At 55.8% G+C, this 24,928-nt stretch carries 25 protein-coding genes; 11 read left to right on the top strand and 14 right to left on the bottom strand.

All coding sequences use genetic code 11. The annotated features are described in order from the left end of the window. A partial coding sequence (locus AC2FNU_RS15535; RefSeq protein ID WP_496790223.1) for a hypothetical protein occupies positions 1–306 on the top strand: 306 nt, incomplete at its 5' end. 74 nt (positions 307–380) lie between these two features. Continuing rightward, entirely contained in the window at positions 381–629 is a 249-nt protein-coding gene (locus AC2FNU_RS15530) for a ParB N-terminal domain-containing protein (RefSeq protein WP_170452343.1), read from the top strand. Here AC2FNU_RS15530 and AC2FNU_RS15525 read toward each other — a convergent pair. The 3 genes from AC2FNU_RS15525 to AC2FNU_RS15515 all read right to left on the bottom strand — a co-directional run bounded on the left by AC2FNU_RS15525 (position 621) and on the right by AC2FNU_RS15515 (position 2,806). Next, positions 621–1,619 carry a fatty acid desaturase gene (locus tag AC2FNU_RS15525; RefSeq protein WP_496790219.1) on the bottom strand — a complete coding sequence of 333 codons (999 nt, stop codon included), beginning with the start codon at positions 1,617–1,619 and terminating at the stop codon, positions 621–623. The two genes, AC2FNU_RS15530 and AC2FNU_RS15525, sit on opposite strands and share 9 nt — an antisense overlap. Before the next feature lie 87 nt (positions 1,620–1,706). Next, positions 1,707–1,913 carry a cold-shock protein gene (locus AC2FNU_RS15520; RefSeq protein WP_170430361.1) on the bottom strand — a complete coding sequence of 69 codons (207 nt, stop codon included), beginning with the start codon at positions 1,911–1,913 and terminating at the stop codon, positions 1,707–1,709. A gap of 503 nt (positions 1,914–2,416) precedes the next feature. Then, positions 2,417–2,806: a MerR family transcriptional regulator gene (locus tag AC2FNU_RS15515; RefSeq protein ID WP_170637988.1), complete on the bottom strand. Its 390-nt coding sequence runs from the start codon at positions 2,804–2,806 to the stop codon at positions 2,417–2,419. A 98-nt stretch (positions 2,807–2,904) separates the two neighbouring features. Here AC2FNU_RS15515 and AC2FNU_RS15510 point away from each other — a divergent pair, with 98 nt between their 5' ends. Together AC2FNU_RS15510 and AC2FNU_RS15505 are read left to right on the top strand one after the other, a co-directional pair. Then, on the top strand, positions 2,905–3,228 hold the full coding sequence (locus AC2FNU_RS15510) for a hypothetical protein (RefSeq protein WP_170452349.1): 324 nt from the start codon (positions 2,905–2,907) through the stop codon (positions 3,226–3,228). Positions 3,229–3,232: 4 nt separating this feature from the next. After that, positions 3,233–3,451: a GDCCVxC domain-containing (seleno)protein gene (locus AC2FNU_RS15505; protein ID WP_254446079.1), complete on the top strand. Its 219-nt coding sequence runs from the start codon at positions 3,233–3,235 to the stop codon at positions 3,449–3,451. 317 nt (positions 3,452–3,768) lie between these two features. On the opposite strand, the gene AC2FNU_RS15500 is transcribed toward AC2FNU_RS15505, so the two are convergent. Further along, positions 3,769–4,950 carry an adenylate/guanylate cyclase domain-containing protein gene (locus AC2FNU_RS15500; protein ID WP_496790215.1) on the bottom strand — a complete coding sequence of 394 codons (1,182 nt, stop codon included), beginning with the start codon at positions 4,948–4,950 and terminating at the stop codon, positions 3,769–3,771. Between the two features lie 194 nt (positions 4,951–5,144). On the opposite strand from AC2FNU_RS15500, the gene AC2FNU_RS15495 reads away from it, so the two are divergent. Beyond that, complete coding sequence (locus tag AC2FNU_RS15495) at positions 5,145–6,677, top strand: phospholipase D family protein (protein WP_496790212.1); 1,533 nt, start codon at positions 5,145–5,147, stop codon at positions 6,675–6,677. Between the two features lie 757 nt (positions 6,678–7,434). Here the strand turns inward: AC2FNU_RS15495 and AC2FNU_RS15490 are convergent. The 3 genes from AC2FNU_RS15490 to AC2FNU_RS15480 form a co-directional block, all read right to left on the bottom strand. Further along, positions 7,435–8,007, bottom strand: coding sequence for a transglycosylase SLT domain-containing protein (locus AC2FNU_RS15490; RefSeq protein WP_496790208.1), 573 nt, complete (start codon positions 8,005–8,007; stop codon positions 7,435–7,437). Positions 8,008–8,049: 42 nt separating this feature from the next. Continuing rightward, on the bottom strand, positions 8,050–10,467 hold the full coding sequence (gyrB, locus tag AC2FNU_RS15485; RefSeq protein ID WP_496790205.1) for a DNA topoisomerase (ATP-hydrolyzing) subunit B: 2,418 nt from the start codon (positions 10,465–10,467) through the stop codon (positions 8,050–8,052). Between the two features lie 114 nt (positions 10,468–10,581). Then, complete coding sequence (locus AC2FNU_RS15480) at positions 10,582–11,154, bottom strand: TetR/AcrR family transcriptional regulator (RefSeq protein ID WP_496790202.1); 573 nt, start codon at positions 11,152–11,154, stop codon at positions 10,582–10,584. 100 nt (positions 11,155–11,254) lie between these two features. Between AC2FNU_RS15480 and AC2FNU_RS15475 the strand changes: the two genes are divergently transcribed. Beyond that, positions 11,255–11,821: a carboxymuconolactone decarboxylase family protein gene (locus AC2FNU_RS15475; RefSeq protein WP_496790200.1), complete on the top strand. Its 567-nt coding sequence runs from the start codon at positions 11,255–11,257 to the stop codon at positions 11,819–11,821. Here AC2FNU_RS15475 and recF read toward each other — a convergent pair. The 6 genes from recF to mutM all read right to left on the bottom strand — a co-directional run bounded on the left by recF (position 11,818) and on the right by mutM (position 18,446). Then, positions 11,818–12,915 (bottom strand): DNA replication/repair protein RecF, encoded by a 1,098-nt coding sequence (gene recF, locus AC2FNU_RS15470; RefSeq protein ID WP_496790199.1) that lies wholly within the window; start codon positions 12,913–12,915, stop codon positions 11,818–11,820. The two genes, AC2FNU_RS15475 and recF, sit on opposite strands and share 4 nt — an antisense overlap. A gap of 59 nt (positions 12,916–12,974) precedes the next feature. After that, positions 12,975–14,096, bottom strand: a complete 1,122-nt coding sequence (gene dnaN, locus AC2FNU_RS15465) for a DNA polymerase III subunit beta (RefSeq protein ID WP_496790197.1) — start codon at positions 14,094–14,096, stop codon at positions 12,975–12,977. Between the two features lie 225 nt (positions 14,097–14,321). Then, positions 14,322–15,707 carry a chromosomal replication initiator protein DnaA gene (gene dnaA / locus AC2FNU_RS15460; RefSeq protein ID WP_496790194.1) on the bottom strand — a complete coding sequence of 462 codons (1,386 nt, stop codon included), beginning with the start codon at positions 15,705–15,707 and terminating at the stop codon, positions 14,322–14,324. 553 nt (positions 15,708–16,260) lie between these two features. Next, a complete protein-coding gene (rpsT, locus tag AC2FNU_RS15455) occupies positions 16,261–16,524 on the bottom strand; it encodes a 30S ribosomal protein S20 (protein ID WP_039541017.1) in 264 nt (87 codons plus the stop codon). A gap of 227 nt (positions 16,525–16,751) precedes the next feature. Further along, positions 16,752–17,528, bottom strand: coding sequence for an acryloyl-CoA hydratase (gene acuK, locus AC2FNU_RS15450; protein ID WP_496790193.1), 777 nt, complete (start codon positions 17,526–17,528; stop codon positions 16,752–16,754). 66 nt (positions 17,529–17,594) lie between these two features. Beyond that, on the bottom strand, positions 17,595–18,446 hold the full coding sequence (gene mutM / locus AC2FNU_RS15445) for a bifunctional DNA-formamidopyrimidine glycosylase/DNA-(apurinic or apyrimidinic site) lyase (protein WP_496790191.1): 852 nt from the start codon (positions 18,444–18,446) through the stop codon (positions 17,595–17,597). Between the two features lie 86 nt (positions 18,447–18,532). Here mutM and ubiE point away from each other — a divergent pair, with 86 nt between their 5' ends. Both ubiE and ubiB read left to right on the top strand, forming a co-directional pair. Further along, positions 18,533–19,285, top strand: a complete 753-nt coding sequence (ubiE, locus tag AC2FNU_RS15440) for a bifunctional demethylmenaquinone methyltransferase/2-methoxy-6-polyprenyl-1,4-benzoquinol methylase UbiE (protein WP_496790189.1) — start codon at positions 18,533–18,535, stop codon at positions 19,283–19,285. Beyond that, entirely contained in the window at positions 19,285–20,814 is a 1,530-nt protein-coding gene (gene ubiB / locus AC2FNU_RS15435) for a 2-polyprenylphenol 6-hydroxylase (protein ID WP_496790187.1), read from the top strand. Before ubiE ends, ubiB begins: the two co-directional genes overlap by 1 nt. Before the next feature lie 96 nt (positions 20,815–20,910). On the opposite strand, the gene AC2FNU_RS15430 is transcribed toward ubiB, so the two are convergent. Further along, positions 20,911–22,086 (bottom strand): acetyl-CoA C-acyltransferase family protein, encoded by a 1,176-nt coding sequence (locus AC2FNU_RS15430; protein ID WP_496790184.1) that lies wholly within the window; start codon positions 22,084–22,086, stop codon positions 20,911–20,913. A gap of 113 nt (positions 22,087–22,199) precedes the next feature. Between AC2FNU_RS15430 and AC2FNU_RS15425 the strand changes: the two genes are divergently transcribed. The 3 genes from AC2FNU_RS15425 to tdh all read left to right on the top strand — a co-directional run. Continuing rightward, a complete protein-coding gene (locus AC2FNU_RS15425; protein WP_496790182.1) occupies positions 22,200–22,763 on the top strand; it encodes a helix-turn-helix domain-containing protein in 564 nt (187 codons plus the stop codon). A 110-nt stretch (positions 22,764–22,873) separates the two neighbouring features. Next, the gene (locus tag AC2FNU_RS15420) at positions 22,874–24,058 is read left to right on the top strand and encodes a glycine C-acetyltransferase (RefSeq protein WP_496790179.1); all 1,185 of its coding nucleotides are present in this window, start codon (positions 22,874–22,876) and stop codon (positions 24,056–24,058) included. Between the two features lie 14 nt (positions 24,059–24,072). Then, on the top strand, positions 24,073–24,928 hold an 856-nt coding region (gene tdh / locus AC2FNU_RS15415; protein WP_496790225.1), incomplete at its 3' end, for an L-threonine 3-dehydrogenase.

The following is a 24,928-nucleotide window of genomic DNA, read 5'->3' as shown; positions in this document are numbered from 1 at the left end:
ATCAGGCTCACCCCTGCGCAGGTCACAATGCTCAAAGCACTTACTATCGCAGGTAGGGAAGGTCTGACCATTGGTCACTTGTCTCAGGCAGCCGGTTACAAATCACGCGAGGCCTCCATCAAGGTTTTCAAGAAAATCGGACTATTGATCGCAGAATATCTGGAACTGGACCTACCCGAAGCCGGATCGGTACAGAATGATGGCGCCGCTCAGGTCCTGGCATTTTCTCACATCGAAAGTGACGATGAGCCAGCAACTTGGATTATGCATCAGGAACTGCGCGACGCTGTTCGTTCGGTTCTATGACGTACGTTCCAGCCCCCGCTTTTGTAGAGAACTCTGAACCGGAACAAATGCACGAAAGGTTGCACACGTAGCTTATGCTGGAGAAGAAACCATACCCGCTCGACCTGATCTATGTACCTGTGAAGCGTGCAAAAACACTTGATCAGCAAAAAGTCCTGACGCTGGCCGAAGATATTCTGAAGAACGGCCAGAAGACCCCGATCCAGATACGCGCGGACAACAAGAGGTTCGTGCTGATTGAAGGCCTTCACCGACTAGAGGCCATTCGCGCCCTCGGCGGTGATACTGTCGAAGCCTTTTTGGTGCGCGCCAGGCTACACTAGATGCCTATTGGAATTGGCGTTCGACAAAGCCTCGGAAAAAGTCAGCAGACGTTGACTTTTTTCATCCCAAAGATGCAATCGTGCGCAATGAAGGCTCTCATATAGAGTAATACGCTGGCAATTTTCCAACTCGGAATGGTCACGCAATACCTCGTTTAGCCGATAAAACGGTATGCGGCTGGCAAGGTGGTGAACATGGTGCACACCGATATTGGCAGAGAACCACCGCAGGATGCCTGGCAGGGCGTAGTGAGAACTTCCATAGAATGCGGCGTTCTGAAGATTCCACACTTCTTCCCGCTCCCAAGTCGTGTGTTCAAACTGGTGTTGAATATAGAATAGCCAAATACCAATCGATGCGGCGACGATCATGGTTGGAAGGAATACAAAAACCAGTACATCCAGGCCTCCGGTCCAAAAAATCAGAGCCAGGACCACCGCAATCGCGGCGTTTGTTCCCATTGCACTTGCCCAATACAGCCAGCCTGACCGCATGAAACCAAAGGGCAAGCGATTTTGAAAAAAGAACGTGTAGACCGGTACGATACAGAACAGGAAGAAGGGGTTCCGGATTAACCTGTAAGCGGCACGCCCGAACCAATTCCGTTTCAGGTATTCCTCAATGGTCAATGTAGGAATGTCACCCATACCACGCCGATCAAGGTTACCGGTTGAGGCATGGTGAATCGCATGGCTTTGCCGCCAGACGTCATAGGGTGTCAGGGCGAGAACACCCAGAACCCGGCCGGTCCAATTGCAAACGGTGCGGTTTCTAAAGAAGGATCCATGACCACAATCATGCATAATGATAAAGATACGGACCAGAAATGCGGCGTTCAGGATGGCCAATAGAACAGTGACCCAGATACTAAGGGATAGCGCAAACCACGCTGCGCCCCATAGCGCGAAAAAGGGGATGACAGTGATTGTCAGTTCAATAACGCTACGCTTCGTATCGGGCACACGGTATTGCGCGAGCGCCCGGGTCAATTCCTGCTGTTGCAACTGACTTGTTCTCCAAGGGCTTTTAGCAGCCCATTGTGCAAACGGGCACCCCATAAGGGTGCCCGTAAAAGGTCAGGCCAGTGCCAGATTGGCGGCGCTGTCGCGCCCGTCACGGCCAGCTTCGACGTCAAAAGTGACCTTCTGGCCGTCCTTCAATTCGCTGATGCCGGAACGCTCAAGTGCTGAGATATGCACGAACACATCGCGCTTGCCATCTTCAGGTTCGATAAAGCCAAAACCTTTGGTCGAGTTGAACCATTTTACTGTGCCATTTGCCATGGTGGAAGTCTCCTAATACTTGCCGCCCGCATTATTGCGGCGACTCGGCGTGGTCGGTCTGAATCGAAAGACTGAACGCCGAGTTTGGGAGACAGCAGGTCGAAAAAGAAAAACGTAAGCCCTGTGTATATGGACTTCGAGTACACACGATACAAGCCTTGATACAACGGAAAGCAACAGAAGATCTAAGTCTGCCCAGCCCAATTTGGGACAAAGATAAGCAGAACCATTGCTCTGTGGTTCGGAAATCAGAGGTCGGCTTCCGATAAAACCTGCCGAATGCGTATGCAGCAAATTGATTGCTCAGGCACGGCAGGTAGGGCTCACTGTCCGAAATCGCCGCGTGCTTCAAGAACACCGCGGCAAGGCACAAATGTTCATTGAGTGATTGAAACATTGCTAAATCAACGAGTTGACCTCTCTAACGAACGGTAGATTCTGCGCGGCCCGAATCTTGGGTCATGCTGCGTTGGCATAGGGCGACTGCGAGCCTCAAAGTGCCATTAGTAGGTCCGTATCTGCGCAAGCATCGGGCAAGAAACGTTCCCGATGTTACAGTTGGCCGTAAGTTCATTCAGGGCGGCCTCCAATCGCTTAAGTTCGATTATCTTCATACGCACATTGGAGATATGAAGCTCGGCCAGTTCCTTAACGGATTGGCAATCCTCGCTATCACCTTCGGATAGGTTGAGAAGCACCTTTGCATCGGCAAGCGAAAAACCCATGTCTCGGCACTTCCTTAGAAAACGAAGCCGTCCAACATCGTGCGCGGAGTACATGCGTCGATTATTCGATGCCCTTTCTGGTTTCGGCACGATCCCTTCGCGTTCGTAGTAGCGGATAGTATCAATTCCGACACCGCTTTGCCGGGATGCCTCCCCAATCGCAAACATGTGAGATTTCCTGTCTTGATCCTGTAGTGGCTACAGAAGTTAAACGAGAGGTTGTTGTCTCTACAACTCCGCGCGACGTAGTCCATCAGGGAAACAGAATGCAGAAGTACCTTAGCCTCAGCTATTTGGGATCGCTATCAGCGCTTGGCGTCGCGACTTGCTGCGTTTTGCCCATGACGATGATGTTACTGGGGCTGGGTGGCAGTTGGTTGGCAATCTTTGGGAAGGTTGCCGCAGCGAGTTACTATGTGCTGACGATGTCAACGGCGTTCGTCGTGATATCATGGATGGTATCTTATCGGCGCGGTTCCTTGCCGACGTTGAAATGGTGGCTTGCAGGAACGACTCCAATCACCGGCGTGGGTTGGGTCGTTGTGTTTAACGAGGCATGGATTAACGATTACCTGATCATGCAGATGTGAGACTATGACAAAACAAACTGTAGTCCTAGAAAGCACCCTGATTTGCCCGAAGTGCGGCCACAGTGAAACCGAGCAAATGCCAACGGATGCTTGCCAGTGGTTCTATGAATGCAAGTCGTGCAAAACAGTTTTGAATCCGTTGGAAGGCGACTGTTGTGTTTACTGTTCATATGCCACGGTCCCGTGTCCACCAATTCAGCTAGGCGATAGCTGTTGCGGATGAAGTGAAGGACGGTTTTGTTGAGCGAACTGTGAGCCGCCGCCGCGAGCATCGCTGCTATTTGCATGAATGACAGTTTTTTCCGCTGCTTGGCCGCACAAGGTATTCGGCAGTTGCAGTGTCGTTACTGCTGCAAGCGCATGCAGCAATAAAATCCAGGGTACAGGTTGGGCTCGATGCGGTCATTCGCTGCGGTTTGCGTCAACTGGCGGCCTTGAGCCCGAAGTGGTTATTCTCTTCGGTCCGCGCGGTTGGCTGACGCAGCCCAAAGCAAACCTGCAAAACACGAAAAACGATTGAACTCCTGGCAAAATAGAGCATCAATTTGCTTGATCAGAGAGGCTGATGACGCGAAAGATCTGGACAGGGTTGCCGATACCCTTCAGTTCACGCTCTCCCATTTCTTCGGTCTCCACATATTCTTCTATGTCCAGAAGCGCTCGTTGGTTCAAAAGGATCTGCCCGTCGCTGGCAAAGTCGCAAAGCCTGGATGCGGTGTTCACAACTCCACCTATTGCGGTGTAGTCGGCGCGACCATGAAACCCGATAAGCCCCAGCGTCGCGTAACCACTACTGATCCCAATACCCAAACCCATTACGTGCCCGAGTTTCTGCCAGGGGGCTCGTATTGCTTCGAAGGCTTCGCTTATTGCCATAGCCAGCCGCACGGCTTGCAGAACGGGTTGATCGCAGGGAACCGGGTCATTGAAGAAGACCATCAATCCGTCTCCGGCTCGGTATCCGATTGTACCCTTGTGTTGGGCAACTAAATGACCAACCTCATCGTGGAACTGCTGGAGAAGGGTAATGACATCTTCCGGCTCAATCGCCTCGGAAATCGCTGTGAAATTTCGAATGTCGCAGAACAGGCAGGCGATGTATTGACGATGAGTATTTAGAAGCTCGTCAGAGTTTTCTTCTACGACAAGCTCCGCAACTTGAGGGGCAAGGAATTGTTTGAGTCGCCCCAACCTGTCAATCTCGCCCTCCTGTCGCTTTACCTTCTCGGTCAGCCTTTCGTTCAATACCTCTATTTCATGTGTCTGGTTGCGAACCGTATGGTTCAAAGCATCGAGTATAAAGTTCTGGTTTAGCAAAGCGGCGATTACCAAAAGCACATAAGCGAGCGCTTCGACGCGTTCGTCATAGCCGAAATACAGCGTGACAATCAGGATGACGGCAGCAATCCCACCGAGGACGAGCGGAAGCTCTTTGGCATGCCGTTTCCGGTCTCTCCATAAGAAACTGACCGCCAACAATGCAAACACCCACATGAGGATCGCTTGCGCATGTGGGTTTATGGAAAGCGCTTCGTAGCCAACCAAATAGGTCAGCAAAATCCCGGAATAACACGTGGCCAACGAAGCCAGAGCAGCCAAGACAGCTCCGATCCCGATTGGCATCGAAATTCTGAACTCCTCGGTCGCCATGCCCATACTGTCGGCCACAGCACGCGGCGAAGGTTCCGCGGCAGAGTCATTTCTGTGTTCGGGATCAGACATGGTCCTCGTTTGCGCTTGGCTGCTGTTAGAGTACGTTTGAATTGAGGTTGCGTCAAAATCGCAGACCCGCATGGGGAAGTTGAGGGTTCCACCAAATCAACTACGACAAGCGAAACAACCTCATGCTTCACAGAACAAACTTGCAATCACCCCTCTCGGCGTAGTCACCTAGGTTATGGGGATGGAGGAAGCTGATGTCGCGATGGAAGTTGGTAGTCTGTATTTTGTTCGCGCTGACCCTTGTCGCTTGCGCTCCGAAAACTCGCACCTACGAAAAGACGGTATCGGCCTCGCTTCCGGCAAACTCGCGGACAGCGCTTAGTCAGACAGCCAGCCGGCTTGGCGATCCCAAAGACGGTCGTTCAGGGGTCAAGCTGATCAGTGACGGCGAAGAAGCTCTGGTCTCAAGGCTACTGTTGGCTGCTGCCGCCGAGAGAACGATAGACGCGCAATACTACCTTCTGCACGACGACCCCACGGGTCACCTGTTCGCCGCCAGTCTTTTGCAAGCGGCAGATCGGGGAGTTCGTGTCAGGCTGTTGCTGGATGACATGGATACGTCCAGCTACGACGCGATGACCACCGCGTTGGACAACCACGAAAACATTGAAATCAGGCTTTTTAATCCATTCTGGCGGGAACAAAGCCTTTTGATCGCCGGGCTGACGGACTTCAAACGCATCAACCGCAGAATGCATAACAAGTCCATGACCGCAGACAACGTATTCACGATTGTAGGTGGGAGAAACATCGGCGCCGAGTACTTTCTCGCGCGGGAAGAAATGAACTACGCTGATCTGGATGTGCTGGCCGCGGGCCCCGTTGTGCGCGAGGTGTCGCGCAGCTTTGACTCATACTGGAACAGCGAGTTCGCCGTACCCGCTCGTGTGGTCGTAGGAGAACCGAAAGAGTTTAACCTTAGCGATGCGCGAAGCAGGTTGAATGAACTGGTCGAGGAAGCGAAGCAAACCCAGTACAGTGCGGCCCTTAGAAAATCAGCACAAGAGAACTTCGCAGATGGAGCCCTGTCACTGGATTGGCTGCCTGCGAAACTTTATGCTGATCCGCCGTCAAAAGCCGCCGGCCTCGAGAATTCAGGTCCCGCTCTCGCGTCTCAACTGCTTCCGTATTTTGAGAATGCCAGCAGTGAAGTGAACATCGTGTCCGCTTATTTCGTGCCGCGCAACAACGGTGTCAAATGGCTGACCGAACTGGAGAACCGTGGGGTCGACGTGAAGGTTGTGACCAATTCACTTGCATCTAATGACGTCGCACCCGTTTACGCACACTACGCCAAGAAACGCCGCGCACTTCTGCGCGGAGGAGTAGAACTCTACGAGTTGCGACCCGACGCCTATCAGGTCCAACGCCGTGGTGTAAACTGGGCGCAATCCAGGTCGGGCCTGCACTCCAAGGCATTTGCAGTTGATGACCGATACTTGTTCGTAGGGTCGTTCAACTGGGATCCCCGATCTGTCAACATCAACACCGAGATGGGAATCCTGATTGATTCGCCAGCATTGACTGCACAAACCATGGGCGCCTTGGACGACGCGCTACCCGCATACACATATAACGTGACGCTCGAGAAAGCCGGTCAGCTTAAATGGACCACAAGAGGCGATGATGGCACCGTAGTTGAGCACCACTCCGAACCGACGGGATCGGCCTGGGATCACATAGTTGCTGGGTTTTTGAGTATTTTGCCAATTGGGTCTCAGCTTTAGGTTTTTTGGAAGATAACAGGCTGATCGGAAAGTAGACGCCGTCTAGTTCGTCTACTGAACTTTCCAAAGTCCGTTTTCTGCGCGTCGCAGACCTTCGCGAGAATCCAAGTAAAAAAGCGCATGGAACCCAAGGTCCCTCAGAGAGGCCCTTTGCGGGGTTGAGCGCCGTAAAGCGCCATAAACGCAACGACTACGCCAACAACTGATTGAATTCATCGTTACGGCACGCAAGCGTGCAGCGCGAAACTATGGGCGAACTACGCAAACTTACGAGGTGCGCGAAGTGTTGTGCGCGCACCTACGCCACCATGTAGGGACGCGCATAACGCTGCATTCCTATCATTGATTTTATTCAGAAAATCTGGGTGTCGTCGCCCATAATTTTGCAAAGCAATTGCGCATAAGTTTGCGCGATTTGCCCAAAAGTTTGCACGGTTCACTATACGCACTCAATTGTCGATTGTCTTGGCGTAGCTCGATCAACTTGAACGCACCAAAACTCAATCAAAAGTGCATTTTGACTGGAATAATTCAATCCAAAACTGAACAACTCAACTCAATTGCAAGGTTTTGGTAGATCACTTTCAATGAAGCGCGGCTCGGTCGGCCTTCTCGCAGGCAGCCAACTAGTACTTTGGCGACATATTAGCTTTGCAGTAAAGGCAGCCATCTGTCCCAAAATCCCTGACAACGGACAAGGAAACGGAAGAACCACATGATGAACACGCTATTTGACGGAAATCAATTGGTCCAGAACCTAGCGGCCAAAGGCTTTCAACGCCTCACAGGCATCACCAAACCACTTGGCTGCACGATCAAGGTGGTCTCCAGTGGACCGCAGATTCCACGGATTGGTGCCAGAGGTTCTTAGGCTGCCAGCGTTATAAGCAGCAGCAACCAAAATGGGATTAAGTTCCGTTTCCCCCTTTTGCAGCCCGATATACCCCGTGCCGACACTTATGCAGACTTTTGGTTCATAGAGACCAAGATTTCGTTGACTTGCAGCATTTGGTTTATTTACGAACCACTTAAGTGTTGTAGTGCTGTCATAACCAAGAGCTAAGCGATTATTTACATCACGTGCCGTGGAAGACATGACCTGCATCGGACCAGCACTGTAGTCTCCCTCTTCGATGCCATCCAATGTTACGTCTCCAGTGGCTCCTAGCTTTGAATTTGCCTCCCACCGAAAAGTTGCACGCCCGGTGAAGCCGTCGTTTTTTTGATCTGACGTTTCAGTAGCGATAGTCATCAGAACAATCTCCGGTGGAACAGAGAACCTTTGGCTAGCGCTGGCAATTTCATCAGCGAAAAGATCAAGAGCCGTCATTACCGTAGTAGGCGTGCCTGGGGTTCGCTGTGCTACACACCATCAAAAATCAAGGTTCTCCACGCTCAGGGCGTTTTTCTGGATGAATTCCCGGCGTGGCTCGACAACGTCGCCCATGAGCTTGGTGAATAGGTCATCTGCTTCAACCATGTCATCGACGCGGACCTGCAACAGCGTGCGGGCATCCGGGTCAAGCGTGGTTTCCCACAGTTGGTCGGGGTTCATCTCACCCAGACCTTTGTATCGTTGCAGCGACAGGCCCTTTTCGCCTTCTTCCAGAATGGCGCGCAGCAAATCCAGCGGGCCGTGGATGACCTGAGACCGGTCGCGGCGAACCAACGTTGCAGGCGTGTTGTACACCTCTTGCAGACTTTGGGTGAAACTGCCGGTCTTGCGCGCCTCGCCCGAGCGCAGCATCGGGCCGTCCAGCGTACGCACCTCTTCCACACCGCGCAGGATGCGGGCCAAACGGATACCGTGATCCTGTGTGATCCGACCTTGCCAGCCGCGTTCATATTCCAGCGCGATCAGGTCCAGACGGGCTGCGACCTTGTCAGCCACGCCCTGCAGGTCGGCATCAACCGCACCCGGAACAAAAGCCCCTGCGACGGCGGCCTGTTCCAGAATGTGGCGCGGGTAATGCGTCGGGAACGCGTCCAGAACACGCTTCAACTGGCGCGCTTCGTCCACGACACGCGTGAGGTCCTGGCCGATGATTTCTTCACCCGAGCCAAGCTTCAACACGGCCCCTTCGACGCCCTGATTGATCAGATAGTCGTCCAGTGCGGCCTGATCCTTCAGGTAAACCTCTGATTTACCTCGTGAAACCTTATAGAGCGGTGGCTGAGCAATATAAAGGTATCCGCCCTCGATCAGTTCCGGCATTTGCCGATAGAAGAAGGTCAGCAGCAGCGTCCGGATATGTGCACCGTCCACGTCGGCGTCGGTCATGATGACGATCTTGTGGTAGCGCAGCTTTTCGATGTTGAACTCATCGCGGCCAATACCCGTGCCCAGAGCCATCACGAGGTTGCCGATTTCCTGAGACGACAGCATCCTGTCAAACCGGGCGCGTTCCACGTTCAGGATTTTCCCGCGCAGGGGCAGAACAGCCTGAGTCAGACGATCCCGACCTGTTTGCGCGGACCCACCCGCCGAGTCACCCTCGACCAGGAAAACTTCGGTCTTGGACGGGTCTTTCTCGGAGCAATCCTTAAGCTTACCGGCCAGATAGTTCACATCCATCGCAGTCTTACGACGGGTCAGTTCGCGAGCCTTACGCGCAGCCTCGCGCGCCAGAGCGGCCTCGATGATCTTACCGACGATGGCCTTGGCCTCATTCGGGTTCTCTTCGAACCATTCAGCCAGCTTTTCATTCATCAGGCTTTCGACCGCAGGTCGGACCTCGGACGAAACCAGCTTGTCCTTGGTCTGGGACGAGAATTTCGGATCGGGCACTTTCACCGACAGCACGCAGGTCAGACCTTCGCGCGCATCATCACCGGTAAAGCTGACCTTTTCCTTCTTTGCGATCCCGCTGGACTGCGCATAGTTGTTGATCGTCCGGGTCAGAGCGCCCCGGAATCCGGCGACATGCGTGCCACCATCTCGCTGCGGGATGTTGTTGGTGAAGGGCAGAACCGTCTCGTGGTAGCTGTCATTCCACCACATCGCGATTTCAACGCCGATGTCATCCCGCTCGCCCTTGATATAGATCGGCTCGGGCATGGCCGGGGTCTTGGACCGGTCCAGATATTTGACGAATTCCTTGACGCCACCTTCATAGAACAGCTCGGTTTCCAGCCGCTCGGCAGGGCGTTCATCGATCAGGATGATCCGTACACCCGAGTTCAGGAAGGCCAGTTCGCGCAGACGCTTTTCCAGCGTGTCGAATGAGAATTCGAGGTTCGAAAACGTGTTGGTCGAGGCCAGAAACCGCACTTCGGTTCCGGTGCGGTCGCCGCATTCACCCACGACTTTCAGATGTTCCGCCGTTTCACCACCTTCGAACCGCGCGACGTGCTCTTTACCAGCCCGCCAGATACGCAATTCCAGCCAGTCGGACAGAGCGTTCACGACTGAGACACCCACACCGTGCAAACCACCCGACACCTTGTACGAGTTGCTGTCGAACTTCCCGCCCGCGTGCAGTTGGGTCATGATGACCTCGGCCGCTGAAACACCCTCTTCCGGGTGAATATCAACAGGAATTCCGCGCCCGTTATCACTGACCGATACGCTGGAATCCGCATGGATTTTCACGGTCACATGGTCGGCGTGACCGGCCAAAGCTTCATCGATCCCGTTGTCGACCACCTCATACACCATATGGTGCAGGCCCGAGCCATCATCCGTGTCTCCGATATACATGCCGGGGCGTTTACGAACGGCCTCCAACCCTTTGAGAACTTTGATGGAATCTGCGCCGTATTCTTGAGGAGCCTGTGCGTCTTCGGACATTCAGTCAGTACCTATATTATTTTGGTAACTTATACGTTTTCTGGTGGGGAATGTCACGCGATCCCCCAAGATTTTGTGTTTGCGAGGGTCGTTTTTTGCCTGCTGGTTACAGGCTCACAAGCGATCAATGTCAGCGGCGATATCCGCAGCGATTTCCTCTGCGTCGACATCCCGGCGCTCTGCCGACAATCGCAACCCAAGAATGTCCGATTGATACCGCGCCGCCAATCGGTCCGGGTCTAGTTCGGGCCGTATTTCACCGGCTTCCTGAGCCTTTCGGAACAGCTCGGCAAAACATGCCTTCATCTCAGCCATGTGATGCGCTGCCTGATTTGCAAGGTCATGATCCTTCGCCTGCAACTCCGCGTATGTCTTCGCCAACATGCAGGCTTTCGTCGGGTTCTCGACCGCTTCGATCACCAAACGGGGCTGCGCTTTCAAGGCCCCTTTAGGCCCCAACTTTTCCGCCAAAGCCTTTAGACGCTTTACGCCCTCTTGCGTGTAGCTTTCCAACGTCAGCGCATAAAGCGCGTCCTTCGATCCGAATGCCGCATAGAAACTACCGGGCTTCAGCTTCAGCTCCCGCTCCAGATCCTTGAGCGAGGTTCCGGCCCAGCCCTGACGCCAGAAGATGTCCTTTGCTTTCGCGATCAGTGCATCACGATCATATGCGGGTTTTCGAGGCATCAGCATCACCAATTCTTGAACGATCACTCAAATATATACTTGAGTGATCACTCAAGAAACCCTAAATACGACTCATCGCGCCAGAAACAGGAGTTCCCACATGGCCAATTTCCCATCTCATGACCTCGAGTCCGCCCCTGAAGGGTCCAAACCGCTTCTTGAAAAATCGCAGGCCGCATTTGGCCGCTTGCCAGGTCTGCACAAGGTGATGGCCGAAAGCCCCCAGCACCTGGAAGGCTATCAGGTGCTGCACGGCCTGTTCCTGCAAACCGATTTCGACAATGATGAGAAAACCGTTGTCTGGCAGACCATCAACGTGGAAAACGAATGTCACTACTGCGTGCCGGCACACACCGGTATCGCAAAGATGATGAAAGTCTCGGACGAAATCTCTGAGGCCCTGCGCAACGAAACTCCGCTGCCTACAGCCAAGCTCGAGGCACTGCGCACCTTCACTCTGCAAGTGATGGAAACGCGCGGCAACCCGACCGAAGAACAGCTGCAGGCGTTCTTTGACGCGGACTACTCGCACCGCGCGGTTCTGGATGTGGTGCTGGGTCTGGCACAGAAAACCATGTCGAACTACGTCAACCACATGGCCAAGACCCCGGTTGACGAGGTTATGCGCGGCTTCCTGTGGGAACGTAAAGTCAGCGAACCGGCCTAAGCGGCCACGACCGAGCCCTCATCCCCTTCGGTGACAACCACCGTCTGGGCCCGGTCCCCCAATTCAGCAAACAACTCAGGCCCGGTGCCCGTCATCCAGGCCTGAGCCCCCAGAGCACAAATTTCATCATAGAGCGCCGCGCGCCGATCTGCGTCCAGATGGGCAGCCACTTCGTCCAACAGAACAATCGGAGGTGCCCCAACCATCTCTGCCAGTGCCCGCGCATTCGACAAAATCAAGGACACAAGCAACGCCTTCTGCTCACCGGTCGAACAATCCTTGGCCGGAACGCCTTTGGCAGCAAACACCCCATACAGGTCTGACCGATGCGGCCCTACCAAAGTCCGGCCCACTGCCAGATCCCGGAAGCGACTCTCATTCAAGGCGTCGCGCAAATCCTCTGCTGTCTCAGGCATCGCACCTTCAGTTTGGACCAATTCCAACTCAGCCGACGGAAAAGCCGTCTCCGCCCGATCCTGCGCGGCGCGCAGATGATCCAACGCCGCAACGCGAGCGGCATGTATGCGATGCCCGGACTCGGCCATCTGACCCTCAAGGGCCGCATACCAATGGGCATCCCGGACCTGCTCTTTCAGTAAACGATTCCGCTCGCGCATGGCTTTTTCATAGGTCAAAGACGCTTCGGCATGGGCGGGGTCAAAACTCAGCGCGATACGGTCCAGAAATCGCCGCCGCCCCTCGGCCCCTTCGATCCAAAGCCGGTCCATCGAAGGGATCAGCCAAACGACCCGCGCCAGTTTCCCCAGCTCAATCTGGCTCGAGGTTTTTTCGTCAATCCGAACCTGCCGCGCCGCACCGCCCTCGGACCAGGTTTCCACCTCGTAACACTGCCCCTGCGCATCCAATATCCCCGACAGCTTCCACCCCAACGCCTCGGGCTGTCGTGTCATCTCAGCCGCGCTTGCCCGTCGCATCCCACGACCGGGCGAAAACAAAGATACCGATTCCAGAATATTGGTCTTGCCCGCCCCATTGGGCCCGTGAATCGCAACCGGCCTCCCGTCCAGCGACAGGCGCGCCAGCTTATGAGACCGAAAATGCGAGACCGTAAGCTCGGTCAGGGCCAATCCCATGACCCCTCCCTTCATCTTTTCAAAAATACTCCCGCCGGAGGCGTCGCGCGTCAGCGCGATCAGACGCGCATCGGCATAACCACATAGACCGCGCTTTGATCATTGCCTTCACGCATCAGCGTCGGATCACCTGCCGAGTTGAACAGGAACACCGCGTTTTCACGATCGACCTGAGATGCAATCTCCAGCAGATATTTGGCGTTGAACCCGATCTCCAACCGCTCGTCTCCATATGCGACGGCCAGTTCTTCTTCAGCCGCACCGCTATCCGGAGCGTTGACGGACAGGACCAGCTTGTCGCCATCCAGCTGAAGCTTCACCGCACGCGACCGTTCTGACGACACTGTCGCCACCCGATCTACGGCCTGCGCAAACTCGGCAGCATCGACCTCAAGCTTACGAGTGTTCCCTTGCGGGATGACGCGTGTGTAGTCGGGGAAGGTGCCGTCGATGACCTTCGAGGTCAGCGTAATATCCGGCGTAGCAAAACGCACTTTGGTTTCGCTGACCGAAACAGCAATATCCATCTCGTCATCGTCCAGCAGCTTTCGTAGCTCGCCCACGGTTTTACGCGGCACGATCACACCCGGCATATCCGTGGCCCCGTCCGGCAGATCCGCATCGATACGCGCCAGACGATGGCCATCGGTGGCAACACAACGCAGCACTTTACTGCCGTCAGAACCATCGGCCACATGCATATAAACGCCGTTCAGATAATACCGCGTCTCTTCCGTCGAGATGGCGAATTTTGATTTGTCGAACAACCGACGCAGCAACGCTGCCGAGGCAGTAAAGTTCGACTGGTATTCCGAGGATGCCATCACCGGGAAATCCTCTTTTGGCAGCGTCGCCAGCGAGAAGTTCGACCGGCCTGCCTCAACGGTCAATCTGCCAGCCGCGCTGTCTGCTGTGAGGGTCACCAATGCCCCGTCCGGCAGTTTGCGCACGATTTCATGCAAAGTGGTCGCTGCAACCGTGGTCGCCCCGGCTTTCTCGACTTGCGCAGGGGCTTTGTCGACCACTTCGATGTCCAGATCAGTGGCGCGGAATTGGGCCACATCGCCCTCGGCCTCAATCAAAACATTCGCAAGTATGGGTATGGTGTTGCGCCGTTCCACAACGGATTGGGCCTGCGAAACGGCCTTGAGAAGGGTGCCGCGTTCAATGCTGATCTTCATACCCTCAGTTCCTCTGACTTGCGTACCGACATGGGCGGGACTGGCACGTTAGCGGTTCCACCCTGAGGCACAAGGATTTTTTACGGATTTCTGGGTTGGAAAGCCCGTAGCGTCAAGGGCATCGTGCCCGACAAGCCTCAGTTCTGGTCCAACCGTGGATTAATGCGCACAAGAAAACACCCCGGACGCAAAGTTCCGGGGCGTTTGCTTCATGAAAAGCGCAGATCAGGCTTCCAGAGAGCGCCGCAGCATTTCCACATCTTCAGCGATCTGACCATCGGTCAGCTTCAGTTCCTCGATGCGCTTCACACCGTGCATGACCGTTGTGTGGTCACGCCCGCCAAAACGGCGGCCAATCTCAGGCAGCGACCGACTGGTGAGCTGCTTGCACAGATACATCGCCACCTGACGCGGGCGCGCGTATGACCGCAGGCGTTTGGGGCCGATGATGTCGGACAGTCGAATATTGTAATACTCGGACACTTTCCGCTGAATCTCTTCAACGCTGATTTTGCGTTCCGAGGCGCGCAGGACATCGGCCAAACAATCCTGTGTCAATTCCATATCGATTTCGCGGCCTACCAGCGATGCGAAGGCGAACAGACGGGTCAGAGCGCCTTCCAGTACGCGGACATTGGTCGAAATACGGTGGGCCAGAAACTCCAGAACACCGTCAGCGATCGTCAGGTCGGGGTAGGTGCTGCTGTACTGCTGCACCTTGTTCTGCAAAATGCCCAGGCGCAGTTCATAATCGGTCGGGTGCAGGTCAACGACCAGACCGCATTGCAGGCGCGATTTCACACGGTCTTCCAGATCCTTGATCTCGCCCGGCGCGCGATCTGCGGAAATGATGATCTGCTTGTTCTGATCCACCAGCGCATTGAAGGTGTGAAAGAATTCTTCCTGGGTTGAATCCTTACCGGCGATGAACTGCACGTCATCGACCATCAGCACGTCAACCGATCGGAACAGGTGTTTGAAATCCATCATCCGGCGTTCGCGCAGGGCCTGAACAAAGCGGTACATGAATTGTTCGGCGGACAGGTAGAGCACATTCAGTTCAGGATGCTTGGTTTTCAATTCCCACGCGATCGCGTGCATCAGGTGGGTCTTACCCAAGCCCACACCGCCATACAGCACCAGCGGGTTGAAAGTGACCGGCCCCCCTTCGGACACACGGCGCGCAGCGGCATGTGCGAGCTCGTTGGGTTTGCCGACAACAAAACTGTCAAACGTAAAACGAACGTCCAATGGCGCGGCCTGCAACGACTCGAGCGCATCCTGCGCACCTTCGGTCACAGGCGCGACGACAGGATCTGCACGCACTTCAGGGGCAGCTTGCACAGCAGGTTTCGGACGCGCAGGCGAATTTGCGGGAACACGGAAATCCAGCCGCTGCACAGTTTCCCCTGCGGTGTTCAATTCATACAATATGAGGTCTGCAAAGTTCTGGCTGACGTAGTTGCCCATAAAATTGGTCGGCACGGAAAAAACCGCCACACCGTTTTGCAGCTCTTTAAATTCCAAAGGCTCGATCCAGGTGGTGTAATTATTCCGACCGACGGCCTTCAGCAATTTGTTACGCAGTAGTCCCCATTTCTCTTGTGTCATTCAGCGCCTCACGCATCCCATTCTTATTGGCCTGTCGGCCTTATTCATACGAATCCGGTTGCCCGGTTATGGATTCACGCGCACAAAGGTATCCCTTCGCCAAAACCTGCCCGGTTTGGCGGGATGTCTTTCGAATGCACACATGTCCCGCACAACGCCCGGAAATAGGTGAGCGTCCGGTAAACCGGGTTGCACGTCGCACTCTCAATTTTTAGACAGGGCCGAGAAGACCGGGTGAACCCGGATTTCACGACAGATCGGCAGCCTGGCGTCAGCCAGTCGTCGCCCACTTCCTCAAATCAATCTGATGCCCGTCAGTTCGACCGAAGAAACAGCCTGTCCCCCCAAGCGAGTGAATCGCTGATAACAGTGGTAACAACACCAAGCGGGGCGCGGCAACGAAACTCTGATATTGACTCGGTTCTTTGGCCGAAAGAATCTCTCAGTTTTGTGAAGGCGCGGTTTTCCGGCAACACGAAAAAAGGCGCCGCTCACAGCGACGCCTTAAATATAGATCAGCCTTGCTGACATGACCATTGGTCAATCTGAGGTATTAGCCCAGTGCTTTGACGCGGGCCGACAGACGCGACATTTTACGGGCCGCTGTGTTCTTGTGGAAAACACCTTTGGTGACACCGCGCATCAGCTCGGGCTGTGCCGCACGCAGAGCGGCGGTAGCGGCGTCCTTGTCACCAGAAGCAATCGCTTCTTCGACTTTACGCAGATAGGTGCGGATGCGCGAACGACGCGCTTTGTTTACTGCGAAACGCTTTTCGTTCTGACGTGCGCGTTTCTTTGCCTGGGGCGAATTTGCCATGTGTCTCTGACCTTCGTTCGGTTCGGTTATCTTGGGTTGCGCGCCACGGACATGTCCGCACCGGATCAGAAATCACGAGTGTGAGTCGGGCCAAGCGGGCCGCACGCGCATGTATGGCGGCGGTATGTATCCAAGTTTTTCGGGTTTGCCAAGCCGATTCTCTTGTCATGCAGGCCGGACATAAAAAAGGCGGGCAAAGGCCCGCCCCAATCGCGATCTCATGCGACTTACTTGTCCCGAAACTGTGCCGCCCGCTTCTCCAAAAACGCAGCCATGCCTTCTTTCTGATCTTCCGTCGCGAACATCGAATGGAAGACGCGACGCTCAAAAAGCATTCCTTCGCTGAGCGGCAGTTCATAGCTGCGGTTCACAGCTTCCTTGGCGGCTGTTGCAGTCAAAGAAGACTTCTCGGCGATTTTCTGAGCGGCGCCCACAGCCTCTTCGATCAGCTTCTTCGCCGGAACCACCCGGCTCACCAGCCCTGCACGCTCCGCTTCCTCGGCGTCCATGAATCGCCCGGTCAGGTTCATGTCCATTGCCTTGGACTTTCCGACAAAGCGCGTCAGGCGTTGGGTGCCACCCAACCCGGCTATGACACCCAGATTGATTTCCGGTTGTCCGAATTTGGCGGTGTCTGCCGCGATAATGAAATCGCACAACATTGCCAACTCGCATCCACCGCCCAGCGCGTAACCTGCAACAGCCGCAATGATCGGCTTGCGGATCGCCGAAACCCGGTCGTTGGCATCGGCAAACAGATTTACGTTATAGACATCGACAAAGCTCATCTCGGACATTTCTTTGATGTCCGCACCAGCGGCAAAAGCCTTGTCCGATCCAGTGATTACGATGCACCGCACCTTGTCATTGCTGTCCGCGTCTTCCAGCGCGGCGCACAGCTCACCCAGCAACTGAGTGTTGAGCGCGTTTAACGCGTCGGGTCGGTTGAGTTTGATAAGGGCGACGTGGTCTTCGATTTCGACGATGATCGTCTCAAAAGCCATGAGGTGAAAGCTTCCGGTTGTTCCGTTCAGATACGATTCCTTATCACGCGATTTCGCTGGATCAAGTTATCTTTGGCATTGCGCACAGTAGAAGGATGAGCGTCCCGATTGGGTGATTCTCTTGATTACGCCGCCGCAGCCCTCGGTCCGGCAAGGCTCACCCTCGCGTCCATAAACATCAAAGCTGTGCTGAAAATATCCAAGTTCTCCATCGGCTTGGCGGAAATCCCGCAAGGAAGAGCCGCCCGCTTCTATGGCGTCCTGCAACACCTGTCGAATGATCGGAACCAATGCGGCAACACGCGATGCAGAAATCTGCCCGGCTTTGCGACGTGGCGACACCTTGCCGCGATAAAGCGCCTCGCAGACATAAATATTTCCCAATCCGGCAACGATTCCCTGATCCAGAAGTGCAGATTTGACCGGAGTGTTCCTGCCCTTGAACGCATCAATCAGGTGTTGTTCGTGGAAGTCGTTACCCAAGGGTTCCGGCCCCAGAACCGACAGCAGCTTGTGGGTGTCTGCCGTAGCGGTGGGCAACAGATCCATTGCTCCGAACCGTCGCGGATCATTGAAAGTGATGCGCGCGCCGTTGGCCATATGAAACACAACATGATCGTGTTTCTGAGCCGTTGGGTGCTCATGCACAAACTGCCCAAGTGGATCGCCCGAAACCGTCATGCGGCCTGACATACCCAGGTGAATCAACAAAGTCTCTCCGCTGCTCAGATCGGCCAGGATGTATTTCGACCGCCTTCGTAACCGCTCAACCCTCTGGCCGCTCAGTCGCTCGGCCATACGCTCAGGGAAGGGCCAACGCAGATCCGGGCGGTTCACGTCCGCCCGTTCGATCACCACCCCTTCCATGGCAGGGCTTAGGCCGCGTCTAACTGTCTCGACCTCGGGCAATTCCGGCATTACACGGCTCCTAATCCAAAGGGCCGCATTGTGCCCGCCTCTCTTGGCCCTATAACAGAGGCGAAATTCGACAAACGGCAAGGCAAATGTCCGACAACAGCGACAAGACCACTCATTTCGGGTTCGAAACCGTGCGCGAGGCCGACAAGGCCGGTCGCGTACAGGGCGTGTTCAACTCGGTTGCCTCGAAATATGACGTGATGAACGATGTCATGTCGATGGGCATCCACCGGGTCTGGAAAGATGCGATGATGGACTGGCTGGCACCACGTCCCGGCCAACGTCTTCTGGATGTGGCCGGTGGTACGGGCGACATCTCGTTCCGCTTTCTCAAACGCGCAGGCCATGGTCACGCCACCGTTCTGGACCTGACAGAACCTATGCTGGTCGAAGGCCGCCAACGCGCCGAAGCCGACCAGATGTCTGACAGCCTGAATTGGGTTGTGGGTGACGCAATGGCGCTGCCATTCGACGACAACACATTCGATGTCTACACAATCTCGTTCGGCATCAGGAACGTCACCCGCCCCCAAGACGCCCTGAACGAAGCGTTCCGCGTGCTGAAACCCGGCGGCCGCCTGATGGTACTGGAATTCAGCCAGCTGCCCAATGACGGGCTGCAAAAGCTTTACGATCTCTACAGTTTCAACGTTATTCCCCGCATGGGCAAGCTGATCGCCAACGATTACGACAGCTATCAGTATCTGGTGGAATCAATCCGCAAGTTCCCAGACCAAGAGACATTTCTGGGAATGGTGCGCACCGCCGGGTTCGAGAACGCCAAATACCGCAATCTGAGCATGGGCATCGCCGCGCTGCATTCCGGCTGGAAGATCTGATGCGCGGCCCTCACAACATCATCCGCCTGATCCGCACAGGCGCCACTCTGGAGCGCACCGGTGCCATGAACGTGGTGCTTGACGCTTTCGAGGCCCCCCGGTCGCTGCGGATTGTTGCCCATACGCTGGGCAAGCCGTTCCAATGGCTGGGCTATAAGGGCGATCCCGATATGCCACCCGCCACACGTGCTCTGACAGCGCTGGGCCCGGCCTACATCAAATTTGGTCAGGTGCTGTCCACCCGCCCCGATGTTGTCGGCAACGAACTGGCCGAGCAGTTGCGTGTGCTTCAGGACAAATTACCCCCCTTCTCTAAGGCCGAGGCCATGGCCGAGGTTGAAAAAGAGCTGGGACAACCCGTCGCCGAGATATTCAGCGATTTCAGCGAACCCATCGCTGCAGCCTCCATCGCGCAGGTCCACAAAGCCAAACTGGTCAGCACGGGCGAAGACGTCGCCGTCAAAGTTCTGCGCCCCGGCATCGAGCGCGCCTTTCGCAAGGATGTGGACGCGTTCTATTTCGCAGCCCGCATCGTGCAGCTTTGTGCCCCCGGCGCGCGCCGCCTGCGCCCAATGGAGGTAATCGAACATTTCGACGGGGTTGTCCGCGGTGAACTAGATCTGCGGCTGGAAAGCTCTGCCGCATCGGAATACGCAGCCAACACCAAGGACGACGCCGGGTTCTGGTTACCACCGGTGGTCTGGTCCCTGTCCGCGCGTCGCGTGATGACCCTCAGCTGGGCCGACGGTATCCCGCTGGGCGATAACGCAGCCCTTGACGCGGCGGGTCACAATCGTCGCGATCTGGCCGAACGTGTGCTGCGCCTGTTCCTGCTGCACGCTTTGCGCGACGGCTATTTCCATGCCGATATGCATCAGGGCAACCTGAAGGTCGCCGCCAATGGCGATATCATTGCCTATGACTACGGCATCATGGGCCATATCGACGAATACACCCGCCGGGTCTATGCCGAGATCCTCTTTGGCTTTATCCGCCGCGACTACAAACGCGTGGCCGAGGTGCATTTCGAAGCAGGATATGTCCCGGCAAACCAGGACGTAGACGAATTCGCCCGCGCCCTGCGTGCAGTCGGCGAGCCCATCTTCGGCATGGACGCTTCACATATCTCCATGGGCCGCCTGCTGAACTACCTCTTCGAGGTGACAGAGCGCTTCGGTATGGAAACAAGAACCGAGCTGATCCTGCTGCAACGTACCATGGTGGTGGTTGAAGGCGTGGCGCGCTCGCTCGACGATCACATGAACATCTGGGAAGTCGCCCGCCCCGTGGTCGAAGACTATATCAAGCGATCTATCGGCCCACGCGCCGCTCTACGGGATTTTGGAAAAACCGCGATGGTGCTCGCCCGTTTTGGCCCGCGCCTGCCAGCGCTTGTTGAAAACGCACTGATCGCGCAAACCCAAAAAGACGAACAGAAGAACAATGGCTTTGGTGCATATGCCCTACCTGCCGCGATTGGTGCGCTCTTTGGAATAGCCGCAACACTGATTGCCATAGCGCTCAGCTAAAAAAACCCGCCCGCTTCATCTGGCTAAAAAATACCTTCGGGGGGGATTGCGCATGGCGCAATGGGGGGCAGACAGCCCCCCCTGCTCCATTCTGGCTCAGAGCCGCTCGATGGCAAGGGCAATACCCTGACCACCGCCGATGCACATGGTGATCAACGCTTTTGACCCACCCGTGCGCTCCAACTCGTACAGCGCCTTGAGGGTGATGATCGCACCGGTTGCACCAACTGGATGGCCCAGCGCAATGGCACCCCCATTGGGGTTTACCTTGGCCGCATCCAGACCCAACTCCTGATTGACGGCCAGTGCCTGTGCAGCAAAAGCTTCGTTGCTTTCGATCACATCGAAATCACCTGCCGACAGGCCGGTCTTCTTGAACAGGTTTTGCACCGCCGGGACCGGGCCTATTCCCATAACTTCGGGCCGCACACCCGCATGGGCATAACCGATCACACGGGCTTTCGGTTTCAGCCCAGCTTTTTCTGCCACGTCCGCCGTTGCCAGAACCATCGCTGCCGCGCCGTCATTGATGCCCGAAGCGTTCCCCGCCGTGACCCGCCCGTCTTTCTTGAACACGGGCCTCAACCCGGCCAGCGCCTCTGCCGTTGTCGCCTTGGGGTGCTCATCGACGTTGAAGTCGACCAAATCGCGCTTGACCTTGACCTGCACCGGCGCGATCTGGCTTTCGAAAAAACCGCCCTCAATCGCCGCTGCTGCGCGGGTCTGGCTGGTCATGGCAAACGCGTCCATCTGTTCGCGGCTGATCTGATGTTCGTCGGCCACGTTTTCGGCCGTGACACCCATATGCCCTGTGCCAAACGGGCAATTCAGTGCGCCCAGCATCATATCGAGCGAGGTTACATCACCCATCTTCGCGCCCCACCGCGCCTGAGGCACGATGTAAGGGCTGCGCGACATGCTCTCGGCTCCGCCCGCCACGGCAAATTCTGCATCGCCCAGCATTAGGGACTGCACGGCGGATACAATGGCCTGAGCCCCCGAGCCGCACAGACGATTCACATTCATCGCTGGCGTGCCGTTGGGGATACCCGCCTGCATCGCAGCCACACGCGACAGATACATGTCGCGCGGTTCGGTGTTGATGACATGACCAAAGACAACGCTGCCGATCTGCGCGCCCTCGACACCCGAACGTTCAAGGGCCGCTTCGGTGGCAACAGTGGCCAGATCAATCGGGGCCGTTGATGCCAAAGCGCCACCAAATGTACCGATGGCGGTACGCGCGCCATCCAGAATCACTACGTCAGTCATATTCTCTCCTCCAAAACCCGCGCGCATTATGCACTTGCAGCATGATCTTCAAATTAGACTCACTGTCACGCCCGGAATTGACATTACGTTGCGCAACACGCATGGATTCCGTCATGACGGAAAACACAGACGATATCCTGAACCTCCTGCCTGCACGTCTGAAAGAAGCGCGCCGGGCAAAGGGACTGTCGCTTGAGGCGGTTGCCAACCTCAGCGGCGTTTCCCGGTCCATGGTCAGCCAGATCGAGCGCGGCGAAAGCAGCCCGACGATCTCGACCCTGTGGAATCTGACCCGCGCTTTGCAGGTGGATTTTGCGGGTCTGTTGGAAGGTACAAAAGCCAGTGACCAGATCGAGGTTTTGCGAAGCTCTGAGGTCCCAAGCATCGACAATATGGGGCAGAATTGCCGTATTCGTATCCTGTCCCCACCCGAAGAAGCCGGAGGTCACGAGGTTTACGATATTGAGTTCGACAAAGATGGGGCTTTGAACAGCCAGCCCCACGCCCGCGGAGCGCGCGAGCAGCTAACGGTGCTGGAAGGTTCGGTCAGGGTCACGTCGGGCACCGCCGTGTCAGACCTGAACCAAGGAGACACCGCGCGTTACGCCGCAGACATTGCGCATTCCATCGCTGCCAAAGGGCCCGCGCGGGTCTTTTTGATCGTGAAAAACGCATGAGCTCGGCAAATTTCCGCCTTCACGGATTTTTTTCCTTCATACTGTAATTCCCCTATTTGGGAAATTCATCCGCTATGTTAGATGTGCGACTCAGTTGAACGGAGGTCGCCATGGCAGATGCATTCCTGTCCCATATCACGGACACACTCGCGCAGATCGAATCCGAAGGTTTGTACAAGCGCGAACGAATGATCACCTCGCCTCAGGGCGGTGAAATTTCGGTGGGCGGCAAGCAGGTGATCAACCTGTGTGCCAATAATTATCTGGGTCTGGCCGATCATCCGGCGCTGATTGACACCGCAACAAACGCTATGGGGCCAAAAGGCTTTGGCATGGCCTCGGTTCGGTTCATCTGTGGCACGCAAGACATTCATCGCGAACTGGAGCAGAAGCTGGCCAAATTCCTGAACAAGGACGATGCGATCCTGTTTGCTGCCTGTTTTGATGCCAACGGGGGGCTGTTTGAGCCCTTATTAGGGCCTGAAGACGCGATTATCTCAGACAGGTTGAATCACGCCTCGATCATCGACGGGGTGCGGCTGTGCAAGGCAAAGCGCTATCGCTATTTGAACAATGACATGAACGACCTCGAAGCCTGGCTGAAACAGGCACGCGAGGACGGGGCGCGGCACATCATGATCGCAACCGATGGCGTGTTCTCGATGGATGGCTATCTGGCCAACCTGCCAAAGATTCGCGAACTGGCGGACAAGTACGACGCCATCGTTATGGTCGACGACTGCCACGCCACCGGTTTCATGGGGCCGAACGGCGCGGGTACGCCGGATCATTTTGGTGTCGACGTGGACATTCTGACGGGAACATTGGGCAAGGCACTTGGGGGGGCAATCGGCGGTTACATCGCCGGGCCGCAGCCAGTGATCGACCTGCTGCGGCAGCGGGCGCGGCCCTATCTGTTCTCAAATTCGCTGCCGCCCTCCATCGTCGCTGCTGGTCTGGAAGCCATTCGTCTGGTCGAAGAAGGCGGCATGCTGCGTGCCCAGTTGTTCGGCAACGCCAAATACTGGCGTGCGGGGCTGGAAAAGCTGGGCTTTGATCTGCTGCCCGGCGAACACCCGATTATCCCGGTCATGCTGGGCGAAGCAACGCTGGCGCAGGACATGGCGTCAAAGCTGTTTGACGAGGGCGTTTATGTCTCGGGCTTCTTCTTCCCTGTCGTTCCGCGCGGGCAAGCCCGTATCCGAACGCAAATGAATGCGGCTCTGACGAAGGATGAATTGGACCGCGCGCTGGCCGCCTTTGGTAAGGTCGGCAAAGAGTTGGGGGTGATCTGATGCGACCCAACACGATGAAAGCACTTGAGAAATCCAAGCCCGGGGAAGGGTTGTGGATGGTGCAGGCCCCGGTTCCTGAAATTGGCCCGGAAGAGGTCCTGATCAAAGTCAACAAGACGGGTATCTGCGGTACCGATATCCACATCTGGAACTGGGATGAATGGGCCTCTGCCACTGTGCCGGTTCCGATGATCACCGGCCACGAATTCGCCGGAGAGATCGTCGAGATCGGGCACAACGTGACCGGGCTTGAGATCGGTCAGCGGTGTTCCGGAGAGGGGCATCTGATCACCACCGACAGCCGTCAGAGCCGCGCGGGCAAATTCCACCTCGACCCCGGAACACGCGGGATCGGCGTGAATGAACAAGGGGCTTTTGCGCAATATCTGAAACTTCCCGCCTTCAACGTGGTGCCCTTGCCGGATGACATACCGGATGAAATCGGCGCCATCCTCGACCCGTTGGGGAATGCTGTTCATACAGCATTGAGCTTTGACCTGCTCGGAGAGGACGTTCTTATCACAGGCGCGGGCCCGATTGGCATCATGGCCGCGGCCGTCGCCCGCCATGCGGGTGCCAGGCATGTGGTGATCACGGACATCAATCCGGATCGCCTGAAACTGGCCGAGCATGTGGTGCCGACGCTGCGCACGGTTGATGTGTCCAAAGAAGACCTGCAGGACGTCATAGCCGAACTGGACATGAGAGAAGGCTTTGACGTTGGTCTCGAAATGTCTGGTTCTCAAGCTGCACTGGATCAGATGATTGAGGCATTGGTCATGGGCGGGAAGATCGCCTTGCTTGGGATTCCACCGGGCAAATCTCCGGTCGATTGGTCTCGCATCGTGTTCAAAGCGATCACCATAAAAG

The organism is Ruegeria sp. BHSB064, assembly GCF_059613205.1.
This window is presented reverse-complemented; position numbering and strand designations above follow the sequence as displayed.

What these genes read in the sequence shown, in the direction of transcription:
- AC2FNU_RS15530 (WP_170452343.1), top strand. Translation starts at nt 381, where the DNA reads ATGCTGGAGAAGAAACCATACCCGCTCGACCTGATCTATGTACCTGTG.
- AC2FNU_RS15520 (WP_170430361.1), bottom strand. Translation starts at nt 1,913, where the DNA reads ATGGCAAATGGCACAGTAAAATGGTTCAACTCGACCAAAGGTTTTGGC.
- AC2FNU_RS15515 (WP_170637988.1), bottom strand. Translation starts at nt 2,806, where the DNA reads ATGTTTGCGATTGGGGAGGCATCCCGGCAAAGCGGTGTCGGAATTGAT.
- AC2FNU_RS15510 (WP_170452349.1), top strand. Translation starts at nt 2,905, where the DNA reads ATGCAGAAGTACCTTAGCCTCAGCTATTTGGGATCGCTATCAGCGCTT.
- AC2FNU_RS15505 (WP_254446079.1), top strand. Translation starts at nt 3,233, where the DNA reads ATGACAAAACAAACTGTAGTCCTAGAAAGCACCCTGATTTGCCCGAAG.
- AC2FNU_RS15500 (WP_496790215.1), bottom strand. Translation starts at nt 4,950, where the DNA reads ATGTCTGATCCCGAACACAGAAATGACTCTGCCGCGGAACCTTCGCCG.
- AC2FNU_RS15495 (WP_496790212.1), top strand. Translation starts at nt 5,145, where the DNA reads ATGTCGCGATGGAAGTTGGTAGTCTGTATTTTGTTCGCGCTGACCCTT.
- AC2FNU_RS15490 (WP_496790208.1), bottom strand. Translation starts at nt 8,007, where the DNA reads ATGACGGCTCTTGATCTTTTCGCTGATGAAATTGCCAGCGCTAGCCAA.
- gyrB (WP_496790205.1), bottom strand. Translation starts at nt 10,467, where the DNA reads ATGTCCGAAGACGCACAGGCTCCTCAAGAATACGGCGCAGATTCCATC.
- AC2FNU_RS15480 (WP_496790202.1), bottom strand. Translation starts at nt 11,154, where the DNA reads ATGCCTCGAAAACCCGCATATGATCGTGATGCACTGATCGCGAAAGCA.
- AC2FNU_RS15475 (WP_496790200.1), top strand. Translation starts at nt 11,255, where the DNA reads ATGGCCAATTTCCCATCTCATGACCTCGAGTCCGCCCCTGAAGGGTCC.
- recF (WP_496790199.1), bottom strand. Translation starts at nt 12,915, where the DNA reads ATGGGATTGGCCCTGACCGAGCTTACGGTCTCGCATTTTCGGTCTCAT.
- dnaN (WP_496790197.1), bottom strand. Translation starts at nt 14,096, where the DNA reads ATGAAGATCAGCATTGAACGCGGCACCCTTCTCAAGGCCGTTTCGCAG.
- dnaA (WP_496790194.1), bottom strand. Translation starts at nt 15,707, where the DNA reads ATGACACAAGAGAAATGGGGACTACTGCGTAACAAATTGCTGAAGGCC.
- rpsT (WP_039541017.1), bottom strand. Translation starts at nt 16,524, where the DNA reads ATGGCAAATTCGCCCCAGGCAAAGAAACGCGCACGTCAGAACGAAAAG.
- acuK (WP_496790193.1), bottom strand. Translation starts at nt 17,528, where the DNA reads ATGGCTTTTGAGACGATCATCGTCGAAATCGAAGACCACGTCGCCCTT.
- mutM (WP_496790191.1), bottom strand. Translation starts at nt 18,446, where the DNA reads ATGCCGGAATTGCCCGAGGTCGAGACAGTTAGACGCGGCCTAAGCCCT.
- ubiE (WP_496790189.1), top strand. Translation starts at nt 18,533, where the DNA reads ATGTCCGACAACAGCGACAAGACCACTCATTTCGGGTTCGAAACCGTG.
- ubiB (WP_496790187.1), top strand. Translation starts at nt 19,285, where the DNA reads ATGCGCGGCCCTCACAACATCATCCGCCTGATCCGCACAGGCGCCACT.
- AC2FNU_RS15430 (WP_496790184.1), bottom strand. Translation starts at nt 22,086, where the DNA reads ATGACTGACGTAGTGATTCTGGATGGCGCGCGTACCGCCATCGGTACA.
- AC2FNU_RS15425 (WP_496790182.1), top strand. Translation starts at nt 22,200, where the DNA reads ATGACGGAAAACACAGACGATATCCTGAACCTCCTGCCTGCACGTCTG.
- AC2FNU_RS15420 (WP_496790179.1), top strand. Translation starts at nt 22,874, where the DNA reads ATGGCAGATGCATTCCTGTCCCATATCACGGACACACTCGCGCAGATC.